This window comes from Pseudomonas sp. MC6, from assembly GCF_054790575.1.
In genome coordinates, this window is the sequence record NZ_CP186504.1 from 5,171,337 (window position 1) to 5,186,747 (window position 15,411).

The window sequence follows — 15,411 nt, forward strand, 5'->3', positions numbered from 1 at the left end:
CCTACAGGGGATTTGCGGTGTTCTGTCGCTGACCTTCAGGTCAATAAAACCGGGCATTTGCGGCAGATGACAGATGGTCGCGCGGGGGGCTGTTTATTGCTTTCTTTACGGTATACTGCGCGGCCTTCGGCCGGCACGTCCGGCCATTTTTCGTACAATCAAGCCACGCAACCTGCGTGGCTTGTTGTTTTATGACGCGCCTGCGGGCGCTCCAGAGAGAAGAGGCGCGACGATGAGTGCACTGGTTGGCGTGATCATGGGCTCCAAGTCCGATTGGTCCACCCTTAGCCACACCGCCGATATGCTGGAAAAGCTCGGCATCCCGTACGAGGTCAAAGTGGTCTCTGCCCACCGCACCCCGGATCTGCTGTTCCAGTACGCCGAAGAGGCTGAAAGCCGCGGCATCGAGGTGATTATCGCCGGTGCCGGTGGCGCAGCCCACTTGCCAGGCATGTGTGCGGCCAAGACCCACCTGCCGGTGCTGGGCGTGCCGGTGCAGTCGGCCATGCTCTCGGGCGTCGACTCGCTGCTGTCGATCGTGCAGATGCCAGCGGGCATTCCGGTCGCCACTCTCGCTATCGGTAAAGCCGGCGCGATCAACGCCGCGCTGCTCTCGGCGAGCATCCTCGGCGCCAAGCATCCACAGTTCCACGCGGTACTGAAAACCTTCCGTGCCGAGCAGACAGACAGCGTCCTGGACAATCCAGACCCACGTATTGCCTGAGGTTGTTGAGATGAAGATCGGTGTAATCGGTGGCGGCCAGTTGGGTCGCATGTTGGCCCTGGCGGGCACTCCGCTAGGCATGAACTTCGCTTTCCTCGACCCTGCGCCGGACGCTTGCGCCGCGGCGCTGGGCGAACACCTGCGGGCCGATTACGGCGATCAGGATCATCTGCGCCAATTGGCCGATGAAGTCGATCTGGTGACCTTCGAGTTCGAAAGCGTCCCGGCCGAAACCGTGGCATTCCTGTCGCAATTCGTCCCGGTCTACCCGAGCGCCGAAGCCCTGCGCATCGCTCGCGATCGCTGGTTCGAAAAGAGCATGTTCAAGGACTTGGGCATCCCGACTCCGGCCTTCGCCGATATCCAATCGCAAGCCGATCTGGACGCTGCGGTCGCTTCCATCGGTCTGCCAGCCGTGCTGAAAACCCGCACTTTGGGTTACGACGGGAAGGGCCAGAAAGTCCTGCGCAAGCCAGAAGACGTGGTCGGCACCTTCGCCGAACTCGGCAGTGTTTCCTGCCTGCTGGAAGGCTTCGTGCCGTTCACCGGTGAAGTCTCGCTGATCGCCGTACGTGCCCGCGATGGTGAAACCAGGTTCTATCCGCTGGTACACAACACCCACGACAGCGGCATCCTCAAGCTGTCGGTGGCCAGCACCGATCACCCGTTGCAGGCGCTGGCCGAAGACTACTCGAGCCGTGTGCTCAAGCAGCTCGACTACGTCGGCGTGATGGCGTTCGAGTTCTTTGAAGTCGACGGTGGCCTCAAGGCCAACGAGATCGCCCCGCGCGTGCACAACTCCGGGCACTGGACCACTGAAGGCGCCGAGTGCAGCCAGTTCGAAAACCACCTGCGCGCCGTTGCCGGCCTGCCGCTGGGTTCGACCGCCAAGGTCGGCGAGAGCGCGATGCTCAACTTCATCGGCGTGGTACCGCCGGTTGAGAAAGTCATCGCCATCGAAGACTGCCATCTGCATCACTACGGCAAGGCCTTCAAGGCCGGGCGCAAGGTCGGCCACGCCAACCTGCGTTGCGCCGACATGGCCACGCTGCAGGCGCAGATCGTCAAGGTCGAAGCGCTGATCGCCGAGTAACGACAGTTTCATGTGGCAGCGGCGGAACCATTCAGGGGCCGCCGTTCTCTCATGGCAGGATGCCAAAGTCTGACTAGGCTTCGCATATCTATCTTTGAGAGGGAAATGCCATGGGAATTATCGGAACCATCTTTATCGGCTTGATCGTCGGCCTGCTGGCACGGTTCCTGAAACCGGGCGATGACAGCATGGGCTGGATCATGACCATCCTGCTCGGTATCGGCGGTTCGCTGGCAGCCACTTACGGCGGCCAGGCTCTGGGCATCTATCACGCGGGCGAGGGCGCAGGTTTCATCGGCGCACTGGTCGGCGCGATCGTGTTGCTGGTGATCTACGGTCTGATCAAAAAGAACTGATCCAAAGCGACAAAGCCCTCTCTGCCAAAGTGGCGGGGAGGGCTAGAATGCTCGGCGACTCATTGTTCCTTCCTTTCTATACCGAGCACTTTCATGCGCCGTCTTCTGTTGACTCTCCTATTTCTGGGCAGCGGTTTGGCCCACGCCGGCGAACTGCCGGAAACCGACTGGCTCGAACTGATGCCCAAGTCGGACCAGAAGGCCCTAGAGGCCATGCCTGAAATCGACCACAACTCCCCGGAAGCCACCGGCACCTTCACCGAGAAGGGCGGGATGAAGCAGGCCAAAGGTCTGCCGGCGGTGATGTATTCGACCAAAACCGTGGCATCGATGAACGACAAACACATCCGCATCGGTGGTTATCCGGTGCCGCTGGAGTCCGACGCCAAGGGCCGCAGCACGCTGTTCTTCCTCGTGCCGTATCCGGGCGCCTGTATCCACGTGCCGCCGCCGCCACCGAATCAACTGGTGCTGGTGCGATATCCGAAAGGTTTGAAACTGGATGATATCTACACGCCGTTGTGGGTGAGCGGCACGCTGAAAGTCGAGAAGGTCAGCAATGATCTGGCCGATGCGGCGTATGCACTGGAGGCGGACAAAGTGCGGGTGGTGCAGGAGTCCGATCTCTAACAGTCACCACAAAACTACTGTAGGAGTGAGCCTGCTCGCGATAGCGTCGTGTCAGCCAATTTAATGGATCTGACGAACCGCTATCGCGAGCAGGCTCATTCCTACATTTGGTTTTGCGGTGCTGTTAGAGCGGTTTGCTGGCGACGCTGACGCCCATGGTATGACTCGCCCCCGGCGCCAGCGTGACGATGTCGTCCATCACATTCGCCGTCTCGATGCACAGCATGCGCTGCCAGCCATCGTTGTCCATGTCGGCCAGCGCTGCCGCGCGATCGCTCCAAGGGTTCCAGATCACCGCCGTGCGTGAACCGGTAGCCGTCAGCACAATGCGCCGTTCCCAGGCCGGATCGACGATGCTCAGTTGTGGTGGAGCGTCGAGATAGATGCGGTCGGTCTCACCGGCAAAATGCAGATCGCCTTGCTGGCTGTTGGTTTTCCAGTCGTCCAGCGTCTCGATGTAACTCAAGCCATCGACACCATCGACATGCACATGGCGCACATCACTGACCGCGAAATACGTATGCAGCGCCTGGCTCAGGCTGACGGTGTCACTGCCACGGTTGTGGCTGGTCAGGCTGAAACTCAGTTGCTCGGACAAGTGCAGAGTCAGGGTCAGATCGACCTGATGCGGCCAGCCCTGCAGGCCACCCGCGGGGTAGGGCAGCTTGAGTTCGACCTTGACGCCGTCAGCCTCTGATTCGATGCCGCCCAACTCCCAATCCATCGCCCGCACCAGACCGTGCGCGGGTGCCGGTTGCTCACCGGTGTACATGGCCTGCACGCTCTGCGGGTTGCGTTCGAACTTGCCGAACCACGGCCAGCACACCGGCACGCCGGCGCGGATACTTTTGCCTGTTTTGAACTCGGCCTTGTCGTTGAGCCAGATGATCGGCGGCTGGCCATCGATCTGATAACTGAGGATGTGCGCGCCTTGCTGGGCCACCAGCACTTCGGCCTGACCGTGGCGAATGCGCCAGCAGTTCAGTTCATCCAGTTTCACCGCTTCAACGTTGGGCGTGTTCATGGGACAGCTCTCGATCAGTAACAAGGACAACTATCGACCGTCAAACGGCCGCCAGGTTTAGCGCGCGCGCGGTGGAACCGAGCGAGTGCGACCGCTGCCGTCGATGGCAACGAAGACGAACACCGCTTCGGTGACTTTACGCCACTCGCTGGACAGCGGGTCGTCGCTCCACACTTCGACCATCATCTGGATCGAGCTGCGGCCGATTTCCAGGGTCTGGGTATAGAAGGACAATTGCGCGCCGACAGCCACTGGCACAAGGAACGCCATGCGATCGATGGCCACGGTGGCGACCCGGCCGCCAGCGACACGGCTGGCCATTGCGGTGCCGGCCAAATCCATCTGCGCCACCAGCCAGCCGCCGAAAATATCGCCAAAGCCATTGGTTTCGCGTGGAAGTGCGGTGATTTGCAGGGCCAGGTCGCCTTGCGGGATTGGATCTTCTTGTTCGAGCTCTATCATGCCGAGGGTGCCTCTGACCCGTGACTCTTCGTTGGTATTGCTGGTGGTAGCCGTCTTCGGGAAAAACGATTCAGCACCGAACCTACTACGTTCGTCACGTTTTCCATCAGGCGCCTAAGGAGAAACTCTGCGAAACCGGCTAATCCCGAGCAAAGGCCGGGCCAACGACGTTTTCGCACAGCAACCCCTTACAAACCGGAGCAGGTTGCGAGTATATCGGTCGGTAGACTCCACGACGACCATCCGGTTCTCATTTCGACCGTCAATTACGCGCCTCTATGTGCTTTTTCGAACAATTTGCTATGGTGCCGAACCTGCCCAAGCCACCGCCAGCGTTGTTGTGGCGGCAGATCCGACTATAAGAGAAGCCCTTGCCATGACCACAGCGCCTTCGAGCCTCGCGCAGCCCGAGCAACCCGCACGACCGTTGACCCGCAACGACTACAAGACTCTGTCGCTGTCTGCCCTTGGTGGCGCGCTGGAGTTTTACGATTTCATCATCTTCGTTTTCTTCGCCACCGTGGTCGGCAAGCTGTTCTTCCCGGCCGACATGCCCGAGTGGCTGCGCCTGATGCAGACCTTCGGTATCTTTGCCGCCGGTTACCTCGCACGGCCGCTGGGTGGCATCGTCATGGCGCACTTCGGCGACCTGCTGGGGCGCAAGAAGATGTTCACCCTGAGCATTTTCATGATGGCCGTGCCGACCCTGATCATGGGCCTGCTGCCAACGTATGCGCAGATCGGCATGTGGGCGCCGATTCTTCTTCTATTGATGCGGGTCATTCAAGGTGCGGCGATTGGCGGTGAAGTGCCAGGGGCGTGGGTCTTCGTTTCCGAACACGTTCCGCAAAAGCACATGGGTTATGCCTGTGGCACCCTCACCAGCGGGCTGACCGCCGGCATTCTGCTCGGCTCTTTGGTCGCCACCGCGATCAACAGCATTTATACGCCAGCGGAAGTTTCCGATTACGCCTGGCGGATTCCATTCCTGCTGGGCGGTGTGTTCGGCCTGTTCTCGGTCTACCTGCGCCGTTGGCTGCACGAGACCCCTGTGTTTGCCGAACTGCAGTTGCGCAAAGCCTTGGCTGAAGAAGTGCCGCTGCGTGCGGTGCTGCGTGATCATCGCGGCGCGATTGCGATCTCGATGCTGCTGACCTGGTTGCTCTCCGCTGGCATCGTCGTGGTCATTCTGATGACCCCGACCGTGTTGCAAACGGTCTATCACTTCACGCCGACCGAGTCGCTGCAATCGAACAGTCTGGCGATCGTGTTCCTGAGCATTGGCTGCGTTATCTCCGGCGCGTTGGCGGATCGCTTTGGCGCCGGTCGCGTATTCGTGTTTGGTTGCCTGGGCTTGCTGATCAGCTCCTGGACCTTCTATCACAGCCTCGCCGATCACCCGAACTGGTTGTTCCCGCTGTATGCGCTGACCGGTTTTCTGGTTGGCACAATTGGGGCGGTTCCATACGTGATGGTTAAGGCGTTTCCACCGGTGGTGCGTTTCAGCGGGTTGTCGTTCTCGTATAACGTGGCTTACGCGATTTTTGGTGGCCTGACGCCGATGGTGGTCAGTCTGCTGCTGAAAGAAAGCGCGATGGGCCCGACCTACTATGTGGCAGTGCTGTGCGCGATGGGGATTCTGGTCGGCGCGTGGCTGTGGAAGAAGGGGCGCTGATCCAGACTCTGCATCAGTTGTTCTGATGCCATCGCGAGCAGGCTCACTCCTACATTTGGAACGCATTTCAAGTGTAGGAGTGAGCCTGCTCGCGATGGAGGCAACACGAATCATCCTGCAAAGAATCGAATGCTGGCCTTTCATCCAATTGTCATATTTCAGCCATAGAGTGTTCACACGGCCTGCTGATACTTGGCCCCGACTTAACACACCCTATCTGCTAGGAGTAAGGCATGAAACTGAAGCGTTTGATGGCGGCAATGACTTTTGTCGCTGCTGGCGTTGCGACTGCCAACGCGGTTGCCGCTGTTGACCCTGCTATCCCGAGCTACACCAAGACCACTGGTGTGTCGGGCAACCTGTCCAGCGTCGGCTCCGATACCCTGGCCAACCTCATGACCCTCTGGGCTGAGAACTACAAAAAAGAATACCCGAACGTCAACATCCAGATTCAGGCCGCTGGCTCCGCCACTGCGCCACCTGCTTTGACTGAAGGCACCTCCAACCTGGGCCCGATGAGCCGCAAGATGAAGGACACCGAACTGGCGGCCTTCGAGCAGAAGTACGGCTACAAGCCAACCGCTATCCCGGTTGCCGTGGATGCCCTGGCTGTGTTCGTGCACAAGGACAACCCGATCCAGCACCTGACCATGGAACAGGTTGATGCGATCTTCTCGTCGACCCGTCTGTGCGGCGCCAAAGCCGACGTGAAAACCTGGGGCGAACTGGGTGTGACCGGCGATCTGGCCAACAAGCCAGTACAGCTGTTCGGCCGTAACTCGGTATCCGGCACCTACGGCTACTTCAAAGAAGAAGCCCTGTGCAAAGGCGACTACAAACCAAACGTTAACGAACAACCTGGTTCGGCGTCGGTTGTGCAGTCGATCAGCTCCTCGCTGAACGGCATCGGTTACTCGGGCATCGGTTACAAGACCGCCAGCGTGAAGACCGTTCCTCTGGCCAAGAAAGGCAGCACCGACTTCATCGAAGACACCGAAGAAAACGCCCTGAACGGCAAATACCCGCTGTCGCGTTTCCTCTACGTTTACGTCAACAAAGCCCCGAACAAGCCTCTGGCTCCGCTGGAAGCTGAGTTCGTGAAACTGGTGCTGTCGAAACAGGGCCAGGAAGTGGTAGTGAAAGACGGCTACATCCCACTGCCAGCCAAGGTTGCTGCAAAAGCACTGGCTGACCTGGGTCTGCAGGAAGGCGGCGCTGTCGCAAAGAAGTAACAAATTGAGTCCGGGGTGAACCCCGCCGGACTCAGGTGAAAGGCCGGATCTGCGCGCAGACCGGCCTTTTCCACACCTCAAATTTTTGATCCTCTGCCAGTCCCGCTGGCGGTGGATTTGCTGCGTCACTGCATTGTCATCTTTCTGTCATACAGGATCGCTAGGGTGAGCGCATGAATGATCTGGCCAATTCCCAAATGACTACTAATCCTCCCAAGCGCATTGATTTCAATACGCCTGAGCTGCAACGCAAGCGCCGCATTCGCGCGCTCAAGGATCGCTTCACTCGCTGGTACGTCCTCGTTGGCGGTCTCGCGGTGCTGGCAGCCATCACCCTGATCTTCTTTTTCCTCGCCTACGTGGTTGCGCCGCTATTCCAGGGTGCCGACCTGACCGCGAAAGACTCGATCACCCCGGCCTGGATGCAGGACGCCGGCAAGCCGCTGATGATTTCGCTCGAAGAGCAGAATCAGGTGGCCATGCGTGTTTCCGACAAGGGCCAGGCATTGTTCTTTGATATCGACAGTGGCGCTGAGCTGAAGCGCGTCGATCTGCCGGTGCCTGCCGGCGCCACCGTGACCTCGATTGGTGAAGACCAGCCAGGCCATCCGCTGGTGGCCGTGGGCCTGTCCAACGGTCAGGCGCTGGTGTTCCGTCACACCTATAAAGTCAGCTACCCCGATGGCAAGAAAACCATCAGCCCGGCCATCGAGTATCCGTATGGCGAGACGCCGATCGCGTTGAACGAAGCCGGCGGTGCGCTGGAGCATGTCAGCCTGAATGCCACCGACACGACGCTGATGCTGGTCGGTTCGACCGGTTCGCAACTCAACGTGCTGTCGCTGACCAGCGAAGAAAACATGATGACCGGTGAAGTCACCAACGAGCAGAAGCGTATCGATCTGCCACAGATGACTGAGCCGGTGAAAAACATCTTCGTCGACCCGCGCCAGCAATGGCTGTACGTGGTCAACGGTCGCGCTCAGGCCGATGTGTTCAGCCTGCGCGACAAGAGCCTCAACGGTCGCTACAAACTGCTGGAAAACGCTGATGCCGAAGTCACCGCGACCACGCAACTGGTCGGTGGTATCTCGCTGATTGTCGGCGACTCCAAGGGTGGTCTGGCCCAATGGTTTATGGCCCGTGATACCGACGGTGAGCTGCGCCTGAAACAGATTCGTACCTTCCAGATGGGCACCACGCCGATCGTTGAAATCACCGCCGAAGAGCGCCGCAAAGGCTTCCTCGCGCTGGATGCCAGCGGCAAGCTCGGCGTGTTCCACAGCACCGCACATCGCACGCTGCTGGTTGATCAGGTAGTCGATGGTCAAGGCGTATTCGGCCTGTCACCGCGCGCCAACCGCGTGATCGTTGAAGCCGGCGGCAAGCTGCAACCCTTGCTGCTCGACAACCCGCACCCGGAAGTCTCGTGGAGCGCGCTGTGGAGCAAGGTCTGGTACGAGAACTACGACGAGCCTAAATACGTCTGGCAATCGACTGCAGCCAACACCGATTTCGAACCGAAACTGAGCCTGTCGCCACTGACCTTCGGCACGCTGAAAGCCGCATTCTACGCGATGCTGCTGGCCGCGCCGCTGGCCGTTGCTGCTGCAATCTACACCGCGTACTTCATGGCCCCGGGCATGCGCCGCAAGGTCAAACCGGTGATCGAGCTGATGGAAGCGATGCCGACGGTGATCCTCGGTTTCTTCGCCGGTCTGTTCCTCGCGCCATATGTCGAAGGGCATCTGCCGGGCATCTTCAGCCTGCTGATGTTGCTGCCGATCGGCATTCTGGTCGCCGGTTTCACCTTCAGCCGTTTGCCTGAATCAATCCGCCTGCGAGTCCCGGACGGCTGGGAAAGTGCGCTGCTGATTCCAGTGATTCTGTTCGTGGGCTGGCTGTCGCTGTACATGAGCCCGTTCATGGAGAACTGGTTCTTCGGCGGCGACATGCGCATGTGGATTTCCCACGACCTCGGCATCACTTACGACCAGCGCAACGCCCTGGTGGTCGGTCTGGCCATGGGTTTTGCAGTGATCCCGAACATCTACTCGATCGCTGAAGACGCCGTGTTCAGTGTGCCTCGCGGTCTGACCCTCGGCTCGCTGGCCCTCGGTGCCACGCCGTGGCAGACCATGACCCGTGTCGTCATCCTGACCGCCAGCCCGGGGATCTTCTCGGCGCTGATGATCGGCATGGGCCGTGCGGTCGGCGAAACCATGATCGTGCTGATGGCCACCGGTAACACCCCGGTCATGGAAATGAACCTGTTCGAAGGCCTGCGCACCCTGGCCGCCAACGTCGCGGTGGAAATGCCCGAGTCGGAAGTCGGCGGCAGCCACTACCGCGTGCTGTTCCTCTCGGCGCTGGTGTTGCTGTTGTTCACCTTCGTCATGAACACCCTGGCAGAACTGATTCGTCAGCGTCTGCGCAAGAAATACTCGTCGCTTTAAGCAAAGGTAGAAGTCTGTGAAACAGAACTCCCTGAAAGGATGGTTCAAGAGCGGCGCCCCGGGCGTCTGGATCAGCGGTGGCGCGGTGTCCATCGCGGTCATCATGACCATTGGCCTGTTGGCGGTGATTGCCGTGCGCGGTCTCGGTCACTTCTGGCCGGCGGACCTGGTCCACGCCCATTACGACGTACCGGGCCAGGCCAATCACCTGGTCATCGGTGAAGTGGTACAGAAAGAAGAAGTGCCTCGCGCCCGTCTGAAGAGCGCCGGTTTGCCGGTGCCCGATGAAGGCCCGGAATTCATGACCCGCGAGCTGATCAAGGTCGGCAACCGTGATCTGAACGGTAACGACTTCACCTGGATCGTCGGCGAGTGGCTGACCAACCAGACCACGCCGCCAGAACTGATGGCGATCGAGCGTCGCGAGTGGGGCAATTTCTACGGCTACCTGGTCAACGTCAAACAGGATGGCAAAGTCATCGCCGAGGGTGAGGCTGCGTGGCCTGAGTTGCAGGCGCGAATCAACCGTGTGAACGGTCTGGCGGCACAACTGAAGTCGCTGGAAAAGACTGACATCGGTGCGATCAACGCAGGTCTGGAGCGCATCCGTCTGCACGGTCGCAAACTGGAACTGGAAGGCAAGCTCGACGCCACCGCGCAAGCGGACATGGAGTCCGAGCGTGCCGAGCTGAATGCGCGTTATCAGGACATCGAAGCGCGCCTGGCCGATCTGCATGCGCAGTTCAACCGCGATGCCTTGACCGCTCGTGATGCCAACGGCAAAGAGATCGAAATCGGTCTGGGCAAAGTGGTTCACGCCTACCAGCCGAACGCGATGAGCACCTTCACCAAGGTCGGCTTCTACTTCAGCAAGATCTGGGAATTCCTGTCGGACGACCCGCGTGAAGCGAACACCGAAGGCGGGATTTTCCCGGCGATCTTCGGCACCGTGATGATGACGTTGATCATGGCGATGATCGTCACCCCGTTCGGCGTGCTGGCGGCGGTGTACCTGCGGGAATACGCCAAGCAGAACACCCTGACGCGGATCATCCGTATCGCGGTGAACAACCTCGCTGGCGTTCCTGCGATCGTTTACGGCGTGTTCGGTCTGGGCTTCTTCGTTTATGTACTCGGTGGTTCGGTCGACCGTTTGTTCTTCCCCGAAGCACTGCCGGCGCCGACCTTCGGTACACCGGGTCTGCTTTGGGCATCGCTGACCCTGGCACTGCTGGCGGTGCCGGTGGTGATTGTGGCGACCGAGGAAGGTCTGGCGCGTATTCCACGTACCGTGCGTGAAGGCTCGTTGGCCCTCGGCGCGACCAAGGCTGAAACCCTGTGGAAGATTGTGATCCCGATGGCCAGCCCGGCGATGATGACCGGCATGATTCTCGCCGTGGCTCGCGCCGCCGGTGAAGTGGCGCCGCTGATGCTGGTGGGTGTGGTGAAACTGGCGCCGTCGCTGCCGGTGGACGGCAACTACCCGTACCTGCACCTGGATCAGAAGATCATGCACCTGGGCTTCCACATCTATGACGTCGGCTTCCAGAGCCCGAACGTCGAAGCGGCCCGTCCGCTGGTGTATGCCACGGCGCTGTTGCTGGTACTGGTGATCGCCACGTTGAACCTGTCGGCGGTGTATATCCGCAACCACCTGCGCGAAAAATACAAAGCACTGGATAGCTAAAGCCCTTAGCCACAAGCGGCAAGCTACAAGCCGCTTTTGCTCAAACTTGCAGCTTGCAGCTAGAAGCTCGCAGCTACGAACGGAGTGAGAACCATGCAGCACGAAACACATACCCACGGCATCAACATGTCGGCCCTGGGCCGCGACAAGCAGAGCCTCAGTCTCGAACAGGAAACCGTTGCCATCGAAGTACCGGGCCTGAGCCTGTACTACGGCGAGAAACAAGCGCTGTTCGACGTCAGCATGAACATCCCGAAACAGCGCGTGACCGCCTTCATCGGCCCGTCCGGCTGCGGTAAGTCGACGCTGCTGCGCACCTTCAACCGCATGAACGATCTGGTTGACGGCTGCCGCGTAGAAGGCGCGATCAACCTTTACGGCAACAACATCTATCGCAAGGGCGAAGACGTTGCCGAGCTGCGTCGTCGCGTCGGCATGGTGTTCCAGAAGCCCAACCCGTTCCCGAAGACCATTTACGAAAACGTGGTGTACGGCCTGCGCATCCAGGGCATCAACAAGAAGCGCATTCTCGACGAGGCGGTAGAATGGGCGTTGAAAGGTGCGGCACTGTGGGACGAAGTCAAAGACCGTCTGCATGAATCGGCACTTGGCCTGTCCGGTGGTCAGCAACAGCGTCTGGTCATCGCCCGTACCATCGCGGTTGAGCCGGAAGTGCTGCTGCTCGACGAACCGTGCTCGGCCCTCGACCCGATCTCGACGCTGAAAGTCGAAGAGCTGATCTACGAGCTTAAATCCAAGTTCACCATCGTCATCGTCACGCACAACATGCAACAGGCCGCGCGGGTGTCCGACTACACGGCGTTCATGTACATGGGCAAACTGGTGGAATTCGGCGACACCGATACCCTGTTCACCAATCCGGCGAAGAAGCAGACCGAAGACTACATCACCGGTCGATACGGTTAACCGTACAGCCGCGAGCTTCAAGCTGCGAGCGGCAAGTCAAAGCGGTTCAGCGTAACGACAAATTTCAGCTTGCAGCTTGTAGCTTGCAGCTCTTGGTTAAAGCTTTTGCGGAGCGAACACAATGATTTCTAAGGAAGGCCTGACCCATCACATCTCTGCGCAGTTCAATGCTGAGCTCGAGGAAGTGCGCAGCCACCTCCTGGCCATGGGCGGGCTGGTCGAGAAACAGGTCAACGACGCGGTGACCGCGCTGATCGAGGCCGATTCCGGCCTGGCTCAGCAGGTGCGCGAGATCGATGACCAGATCAACCAGATGGAACGCAACATCGACGAAGAATGCCTGCGCATTCTCGCCCGTCGTCAGCCGGCGGCGTCCGACCTGCGTTTGATCATCAGCATCTCCAAGTCGGTGATCGACCTGGAGCGCATCGGTGACGAAGCGACCAAGATCGCCCGTCGTGCGATTCAGCTGTGCGAAGAAGGTGAAGCGCCGCGCGGTTATGTCGAGGTTCGTCACATTGGCGACCAGGTGCGCAACATGGTTCGTGATGCGCTGGACGCGTTTGCCCGTTTCGACGCCGACCTGGCGTTGTCGGTGGCGCAGTACGACAAGATCATCGACCGCGAATACAAGACCGCGCTGCGTGAGCTGGCCACCTACATGATGGAAGACCCGCGCTCTATCTCGCGGGTCTTGAGCATCATCTGGGTGCTGCGTTCGCTGGAACGCATCGGCGACCACGCGCGCAACATCTCCGAATTGGTCATTTACCTGGTGCGTGGCACCGACGTGCGCCACATGGGCCTCAAGCGCATGAAAGAAGAAGTTGAAGGCACAAGCGGCGAAACCGCTAATGTTCCGGGCGATGCTGACGATAAGTAAGATTGCCTGAGAAAAGCGCCCGGCCCTTTGGCCGGGCGTTTTTGTTTGTGCTTTTCATGGGCAGATTCGATTAAAAAGCAGCACCCGCGAACGAAAAGTCCCGGCGTGACTGAAGAGTTTTGGCAATGTGCCATCAGCCAGCGTTATGCTTGCCGGGATTTTAATAGGGGTGTTGGATGAGCAAGATCAGTGTGTTGGTCGTGGACGATGCTTCGTTCATTCGTGACCTGGTGAAAAAGTGCCTGCGTAATTACTTCCCGGGGATCCGCACCGAGGACGCCGTCAACGGTAAAAAGGCTCAGGCCATGCTGGCCAGAGAAGCCTTCGACCTGGTCCTGTGTGACTGGGAAATGCCGGAAATGTCCGGTCTCGAACTGCTGACCTGGTGCCGCGAGCAAGACAATTTGAAGACCATGCCGTTCGTTATGGTTACCAGCCGTGGCGACAAGGAAAACGTCGTGCAGGCGATTCAGGCCGGCGTTTCCGGCTACGTCAGCAAGCCGTTCACCAACGAGCAACTGCTGACCAAGGTCAAGCAGGCGCTGAACAAGGTCGGCAAGCTCGACACCCTGATGAACAGCGCGCCGACCAAGATGAACTCGGCGTTCGGCAACGATTCCCTGAGTGCCTTGACCGGTGGCAAGCCTGCCGTGGTTGGTGGTGCACCGGCAGCTGCGGCGGTCAACCCGTTCGCCAAACCGGCTGCTGCCGCGCCAGCGCCCGCCGCTGCGCCGTCCCGTGGTTTGCTCAACAGCCCACCGGTCAAGGCGCCAGCCGCCGCTTCAGCGCCGGCCAGCGGTCGCGGCCAAGGCCAATTGCGCCTGCCAAGCGGTACTCAGCAATGCGTGATCAAGGCCCTGAGCATCAAGGAAGCGTTGCTGGTGGTGAAACGCACCGACACCCTGCCGCAGATCCTCGACAGCGCCGTGCTCGATCTGGAGCAGGGCGACAATGCCGAAATCGCCCGCCTCAACGGTTACCTGCACGCGGTTGTCGCGTTTGAGCCGAAACCGGACAGCGACTGGCTGCAACTGACCTTCCGCTTCGTTGATCAGGACGCGCAGAAGCTCGACTACATCTCCCGCCTGATCGCTCGCGGCACGGCGCAGAAGCACTTCGTTCCAGGCGCGTAATTTTCGTCGCCTGACAGTCCGCTATCGCGAGCAGGCTCGCTCCCACCCTGGAATGCATTCCAAATGTGGGAGCGAGCCTGCTCGCGAAGGGGCCATCACTTGCACCACCAATCTCCCAGACTGGCCAATTTGAAACATCTGTCGACTAGCCTGGTCTGCTTCACCTGCTAGGCTCATTCCCAGGCCTTACTTCGACAGACTCTTGCCCATGCTCGCGCGCCTGCTGTTTTTCTGTGGTCTCTTCATGGCCTCCACCTCGGCTGTGGCCATGACCATTTACAAATCCACCGATGCCAACGGCGTGGTCTCGTACAGCGACCGGCCGAGCAAAGGCGCGCAGGTGTTCGTTTTTCAGGACCGGATGGTCGAGCGCCTGGAGCGGCAGGTCTATCTCGACATCAAAAAACAGAAAGGCACTGACGTGGTGTTCGTGCGCAATGATCTGTATGCGCCGGTCGAGGTGGCGCTGGCGTTTACCGGGATGAGCAATGTGCGTGGCGCGCCAGCACAAACCATCCGCCGGGTGCTGCCGGCGCGCAGCAATACGCGGTTGGCGTTGCTGACGGCGGTGTCCGGCAAGCAGCCGATGGTGTACACGCCGCAATTTCACTATTCCCTCGGTGACCCTGCCGGCACCGCGCAGGGCTATCGCTATCCGCTGCCATGGCGCGGTGGGCCTTTCCGTCTGAGTCAGGGCGCCAACGGCCAATACAGCCACTACGGGCCGAAGAACAAGTACGCGATGGACATCGCCATGCCGGTCGGCACGCCGATCATTGCCGCGCGGGCAGGGGTGGTGGTGAAAACCGAAAATTCGCAGAGCGGGCGCGGCAATGATGCGTCCGGCAATTTCGTGCGGGTGCTGCACGACGACGGCACCATGGGTGTGTACCTGCACCTCAAGCAAGGTTCGGTGAGCGTGCGTGAAGGGCAGCGGGTGGCGGTGGGCAGTCCGCTGGCACTGTCGGGCAACACCGGCAACAGCAGCGGCCCGCACCTGCACTTCGTGGTGCAGCGCAACAGCGGGGCGGGGCTGGTTTCGATTCCCTACCAGTTCAACCAGCCGCTGGGGGCGTTGCCCAACTTTGCGTTGGGCAAGCAATAAAGCAAAAAAGATCGTCCGATCGCG

At 59.8% G+C, this 15,411-nt stretch carries 14 protein-coding genes; 12 read left to right on the top strand and 2 right to left on the bottom strand.

Features of this window, described 5'->3' with window-relative positions:
- Nucleotides 1-232 precede the first annotated feature (232 nt).
- The 4 genes from purE (at nt 233) to ACOYXE_RS23055 (ending at nt 2,803) form a co-directional block, all read left to right on the top strand.
- Entirely contained in the window at nt 233-724 is a 492-nt protein-coding gene (gene purE / locus ACOYXE_RS23040) for a 5-(carboxyamino)imidazole ribonucleotide mutase (RefSeq protein ID WP_007920220.1), read from the top strand.
- Nucleotides 725-734: 10 nt separating this feature from the next.
- Nucleotides 735-1,817 carry a 5-(carboxyamino)imidazole ribonucleotide synthase gene (locus ACOYXE_RS23045; protein ID WP_158958421.1) on the top strand — a complete coding sequence of 361 codons (1,083 nt, stop codon included), beginning with the start codon at nt 735-737 and terminating at the stop codon, nt 1,815-1,817.
- A 110-nt stretch (nt 1,818-1,927) separates the two neighbouring features.
- Nucleotides 1,928-2,173: a GlsB/YeaQ/YmgE family stress response membrane protein gene (locus tag ACOYXE_RS23050; RefSeq protein ID WP_007920223.1), complete on the top strand. Its 246-nt coding sequence runs from the start codon at nt 1,928-1,930 to the stop codon at nt 2,171-2,173.
- Nucleotides 2,174-2,266: 93 nt separating this feature from the next.
- Nucleotides 2,267-2,803, top strand: coding sequence for a DUF3299 domain-containing protein (locus ACOYXE_RS23055; RefSeq protein ID WP_460926704.1), 537 nt, complete (start codon nt 2,267-2,269; stop codon nt 2,801-2,803).
- A gap of 124 nt (nt 2,804-2,927) precedes the next feature.
- Here the strand turns inward: ACOYXE_RS23055 and ACOYXE_RS23060 are convergent, their stop codons facing one another.
- Both ACOYXE_RS23060 and ACOYXE_RS23065 read right to left on the bottom strand, forming a co-directional pair.
- Nucleotides 2,928-3,827 carry a D-hexose-6-phosphate mutarotase gene (locus tag ACOYXE_RS23060; protein WP_460926705.1) on the bottom strand — a complete coding sequence of 300 codons (900 nt, stop codon included), beginning with the start codon at nt 3,825-3,827 and terminating at the stop codon, nt 2,928-2,930.
- 57 nt (nt 3,828-3,884) lie between these two features.
- On the bottom strand, nt 3,885-4,289 hold the full coding sequence (locus ACOYXE_RS23065; RefSeq protein WP_003229628.1) for an acyl-CoA thioesterase: 405 nt from the start codon (nt 4,287-4,289) through the stop codon (nt 3,885-3,887).
- 376 nt (nt 4,290-4,665) lie between these two features.
- On the opposite strand from ACOYXE_RS23065, the gene ACOYXE_RS23070 reads away from it, so the two are divergent.
- The 8 genes from ACOYXE_RS23070 (at nt 4,666) to ACOYXE_RS23105 (ending at nt 15,387) form a co-directional block, all read left to right on the top strand.
- Nucleotides 4,666-5,964, top strand: a complete 1,299-nt coding sequence (locus ACOYXE_RS23070) for an MFS transporter (RefSeq protein WP_460926706.1) — start codon at nt 4,666-4,668, stop codon at nt 5,962-5,964.
- A 233-nt stretch (nt 5,965-6,197) separates the two neighbouring features.
- On the top strand, nt 6,198-7,196 hold the full coding sequence (locus tag ACOYXE_RS23075; RefSeq protein WP_007920246.1) for a phosphate ABC transporter substrate-binding protein PstS: 999 nt from the start codon (nt 6,198-6,200) through the stop codon (nt 7,194-7,196).
- Between the two features lie 422 nt (nt 7,197-7,618).
- Nucleotides 7,619-9,652, top strand: coding sequence for an ABC transporter permease subunit (locus tag ACOYXE_RS23080; RefSeq protein WP_460929874.1), 2,034 nt, complete (start codon nt 7,619-7,621; stop codon nt 9,650-9,652).
- A gap of 16 nt (nt 9,653-9,668) precedes the next feature.
- Complete coding sequence (pstA, locus tag ACOYXE_RS23085; protein WP_007920248.1) at nt 9,669-11,339, top strand: phosphate ABC transporter permease PstA; 1,671 nt, start codon at nt 9,669-9,671, stop codon at nt 11,337-11,339.
- Nucleotides 11,340-11,432: 93 nt separating this feature from the next.
- Nucleotides 11,433-12,266, top strand: coding sequence for a phosphate ABC transporter ATP-binding protein PstB (pstB, locus tag ACOYXE_RS23090; RefSeq protein WP_016985765.1), 834 nt, complete (start codon nt 11,433-11,435; stop codon nt 12,264-12,266).
- 121 nt (nt 12,267-12,387) lie between these two features.
- A complete protein-coding gene (gene phoU, locus ACOYXE_RS23095; protein WP_007954334.1) occupies nt 12,388-13,149 on the top strand; it encodes a phosphate signaling complex protein PhoU in 762 nt (253 codons plus the stop codon).
- Nucleotides 13,150-13,325: 176 nt separating this feature from the next.
- A complete protein-coding gene (locus tag ACOYXE_RS23100; RefSeq protein WP_095049645.1) occupies nt 13,326-14,282 on the top strand; it encodes a response regulator in 957 nt (318 codons plus the stop codon).
- A gap of 208 nt (nt 14,283-14,490) precedes the next feature.
- The gene (locus ACOYXE_RS23105; RefSeq protein WP_160059959.1) at nt 14,491-15,387 is read left to right on the top strand and encodes a peptidoglycan DD-metalloendopeptidase family protein; all 897 of its coding nucleotides are present in this window, start codon (nt 14,491-14,493) and stop codon (nt 15,385-15,387) included.
- The last annotated feature ends 24 nt before the right edge of the window (nt 15,388-15,411 follow it).

What these genes read in the sequence shown, in the direction of transcription:
- ACOYXE_RS23105 (WP_160059959.1), top strand. Translation starts at nt 14,491, where the DNA reads ATGCTCGCGCGCCTGCTGTTTTTCTGTGGTCTCTTCATGGCCTCCACC.
- ACOYXE_RS23055 (WP_460926704.1), top strand. Translation starts at nt 2,267, where the DNA reads ATGCGCCGTCTTCTGTTGACTCTCCTATTTCTGGGCAGCGGTTTGGCC.
- pstB (WP_016985765.1), top strand. Translation starts at nt 11,433, where the DNA reads ATGCAGCACGAAACACATACCCACGGCATCAACATGTCGGCCCTGGGC.
- ACOYXE_RS23100 (WP_095049645.1), top strand. Translation starts at nt 13,326, where the DNA reads ATGAGCAAGATCAGTGTGTTGGTCGTGGACGATGCTTCGTTCATTCGT.
- ACOYXE_RS23060 (WP_460926705.1), bottom strand. Translation starts at nt 3,827, where the DNA reads ATGAACACGCCCAACGTTGAAGCGGTGAAACTGGATGAACTGAACTGC.
- purE (WP_007920220.1), top strand. Translation starts at nt 233, where the DNA reads ATGAGTGCACTGGTTGGCGTGATCATGGGCTCCAAGTCCGATTGGTCC.
- phoU (WP_007954334.1), top strand. Translation starts at nt 12,388, where the DNA reads ATGATTTCTAAGGAAGGCCTGACCCATCACATCTCTGCGCAGTTCAAT.
- ACOYXE_RS23075 (WP_007920246.1), top strand. Translation starts at nt 6,198, where the DNA reads ATGAAACTGAAGCGTTTGATGGCGGCAATGACTTTTGTCGCTGCTGGC.
- ACOYXE_RS23050 (WP_007920223.1), top strand. Translation starts at nt 1,928, where the DNA reads ATGGGAATTATCGGAACCATCTTTATCGGCTTGATCGTCGGCCTGCTG.
- ACOYXE_RS23080 (WP_460929874.1), top strand. Translation starts at nt 7,619, where the DNA reads ATGCAGGACGCCGGCAAGCCGCTGATGATTTCGCTCGAAGAGCAGAAT.
- ACOYXE_RS23045 (WP_158958421.1), top strand. Translation starts at nt 735, where the DNA reads ATGAAGATCGGTGTAATCGGTGGCGGCCAGTTGGGTCGCATGTTGGCC.
- ACOYXE_RS23070 (WP_460926706.1), top strand. Translation starts at nt 4,666, where the DNA reads ATGACCACAGCGCCTTCGAGCCTCGCGCAGCCCGAGCAACCCGCACGA.
- ACOYXE_RS23065 (WP_003229628.1), bottom strand. Translation starts at nt 4,289, where the DNA reads ATGATAGAGCTCGAACAAGAAGATCCAATCCCGCAAGGCGACCTGGCC.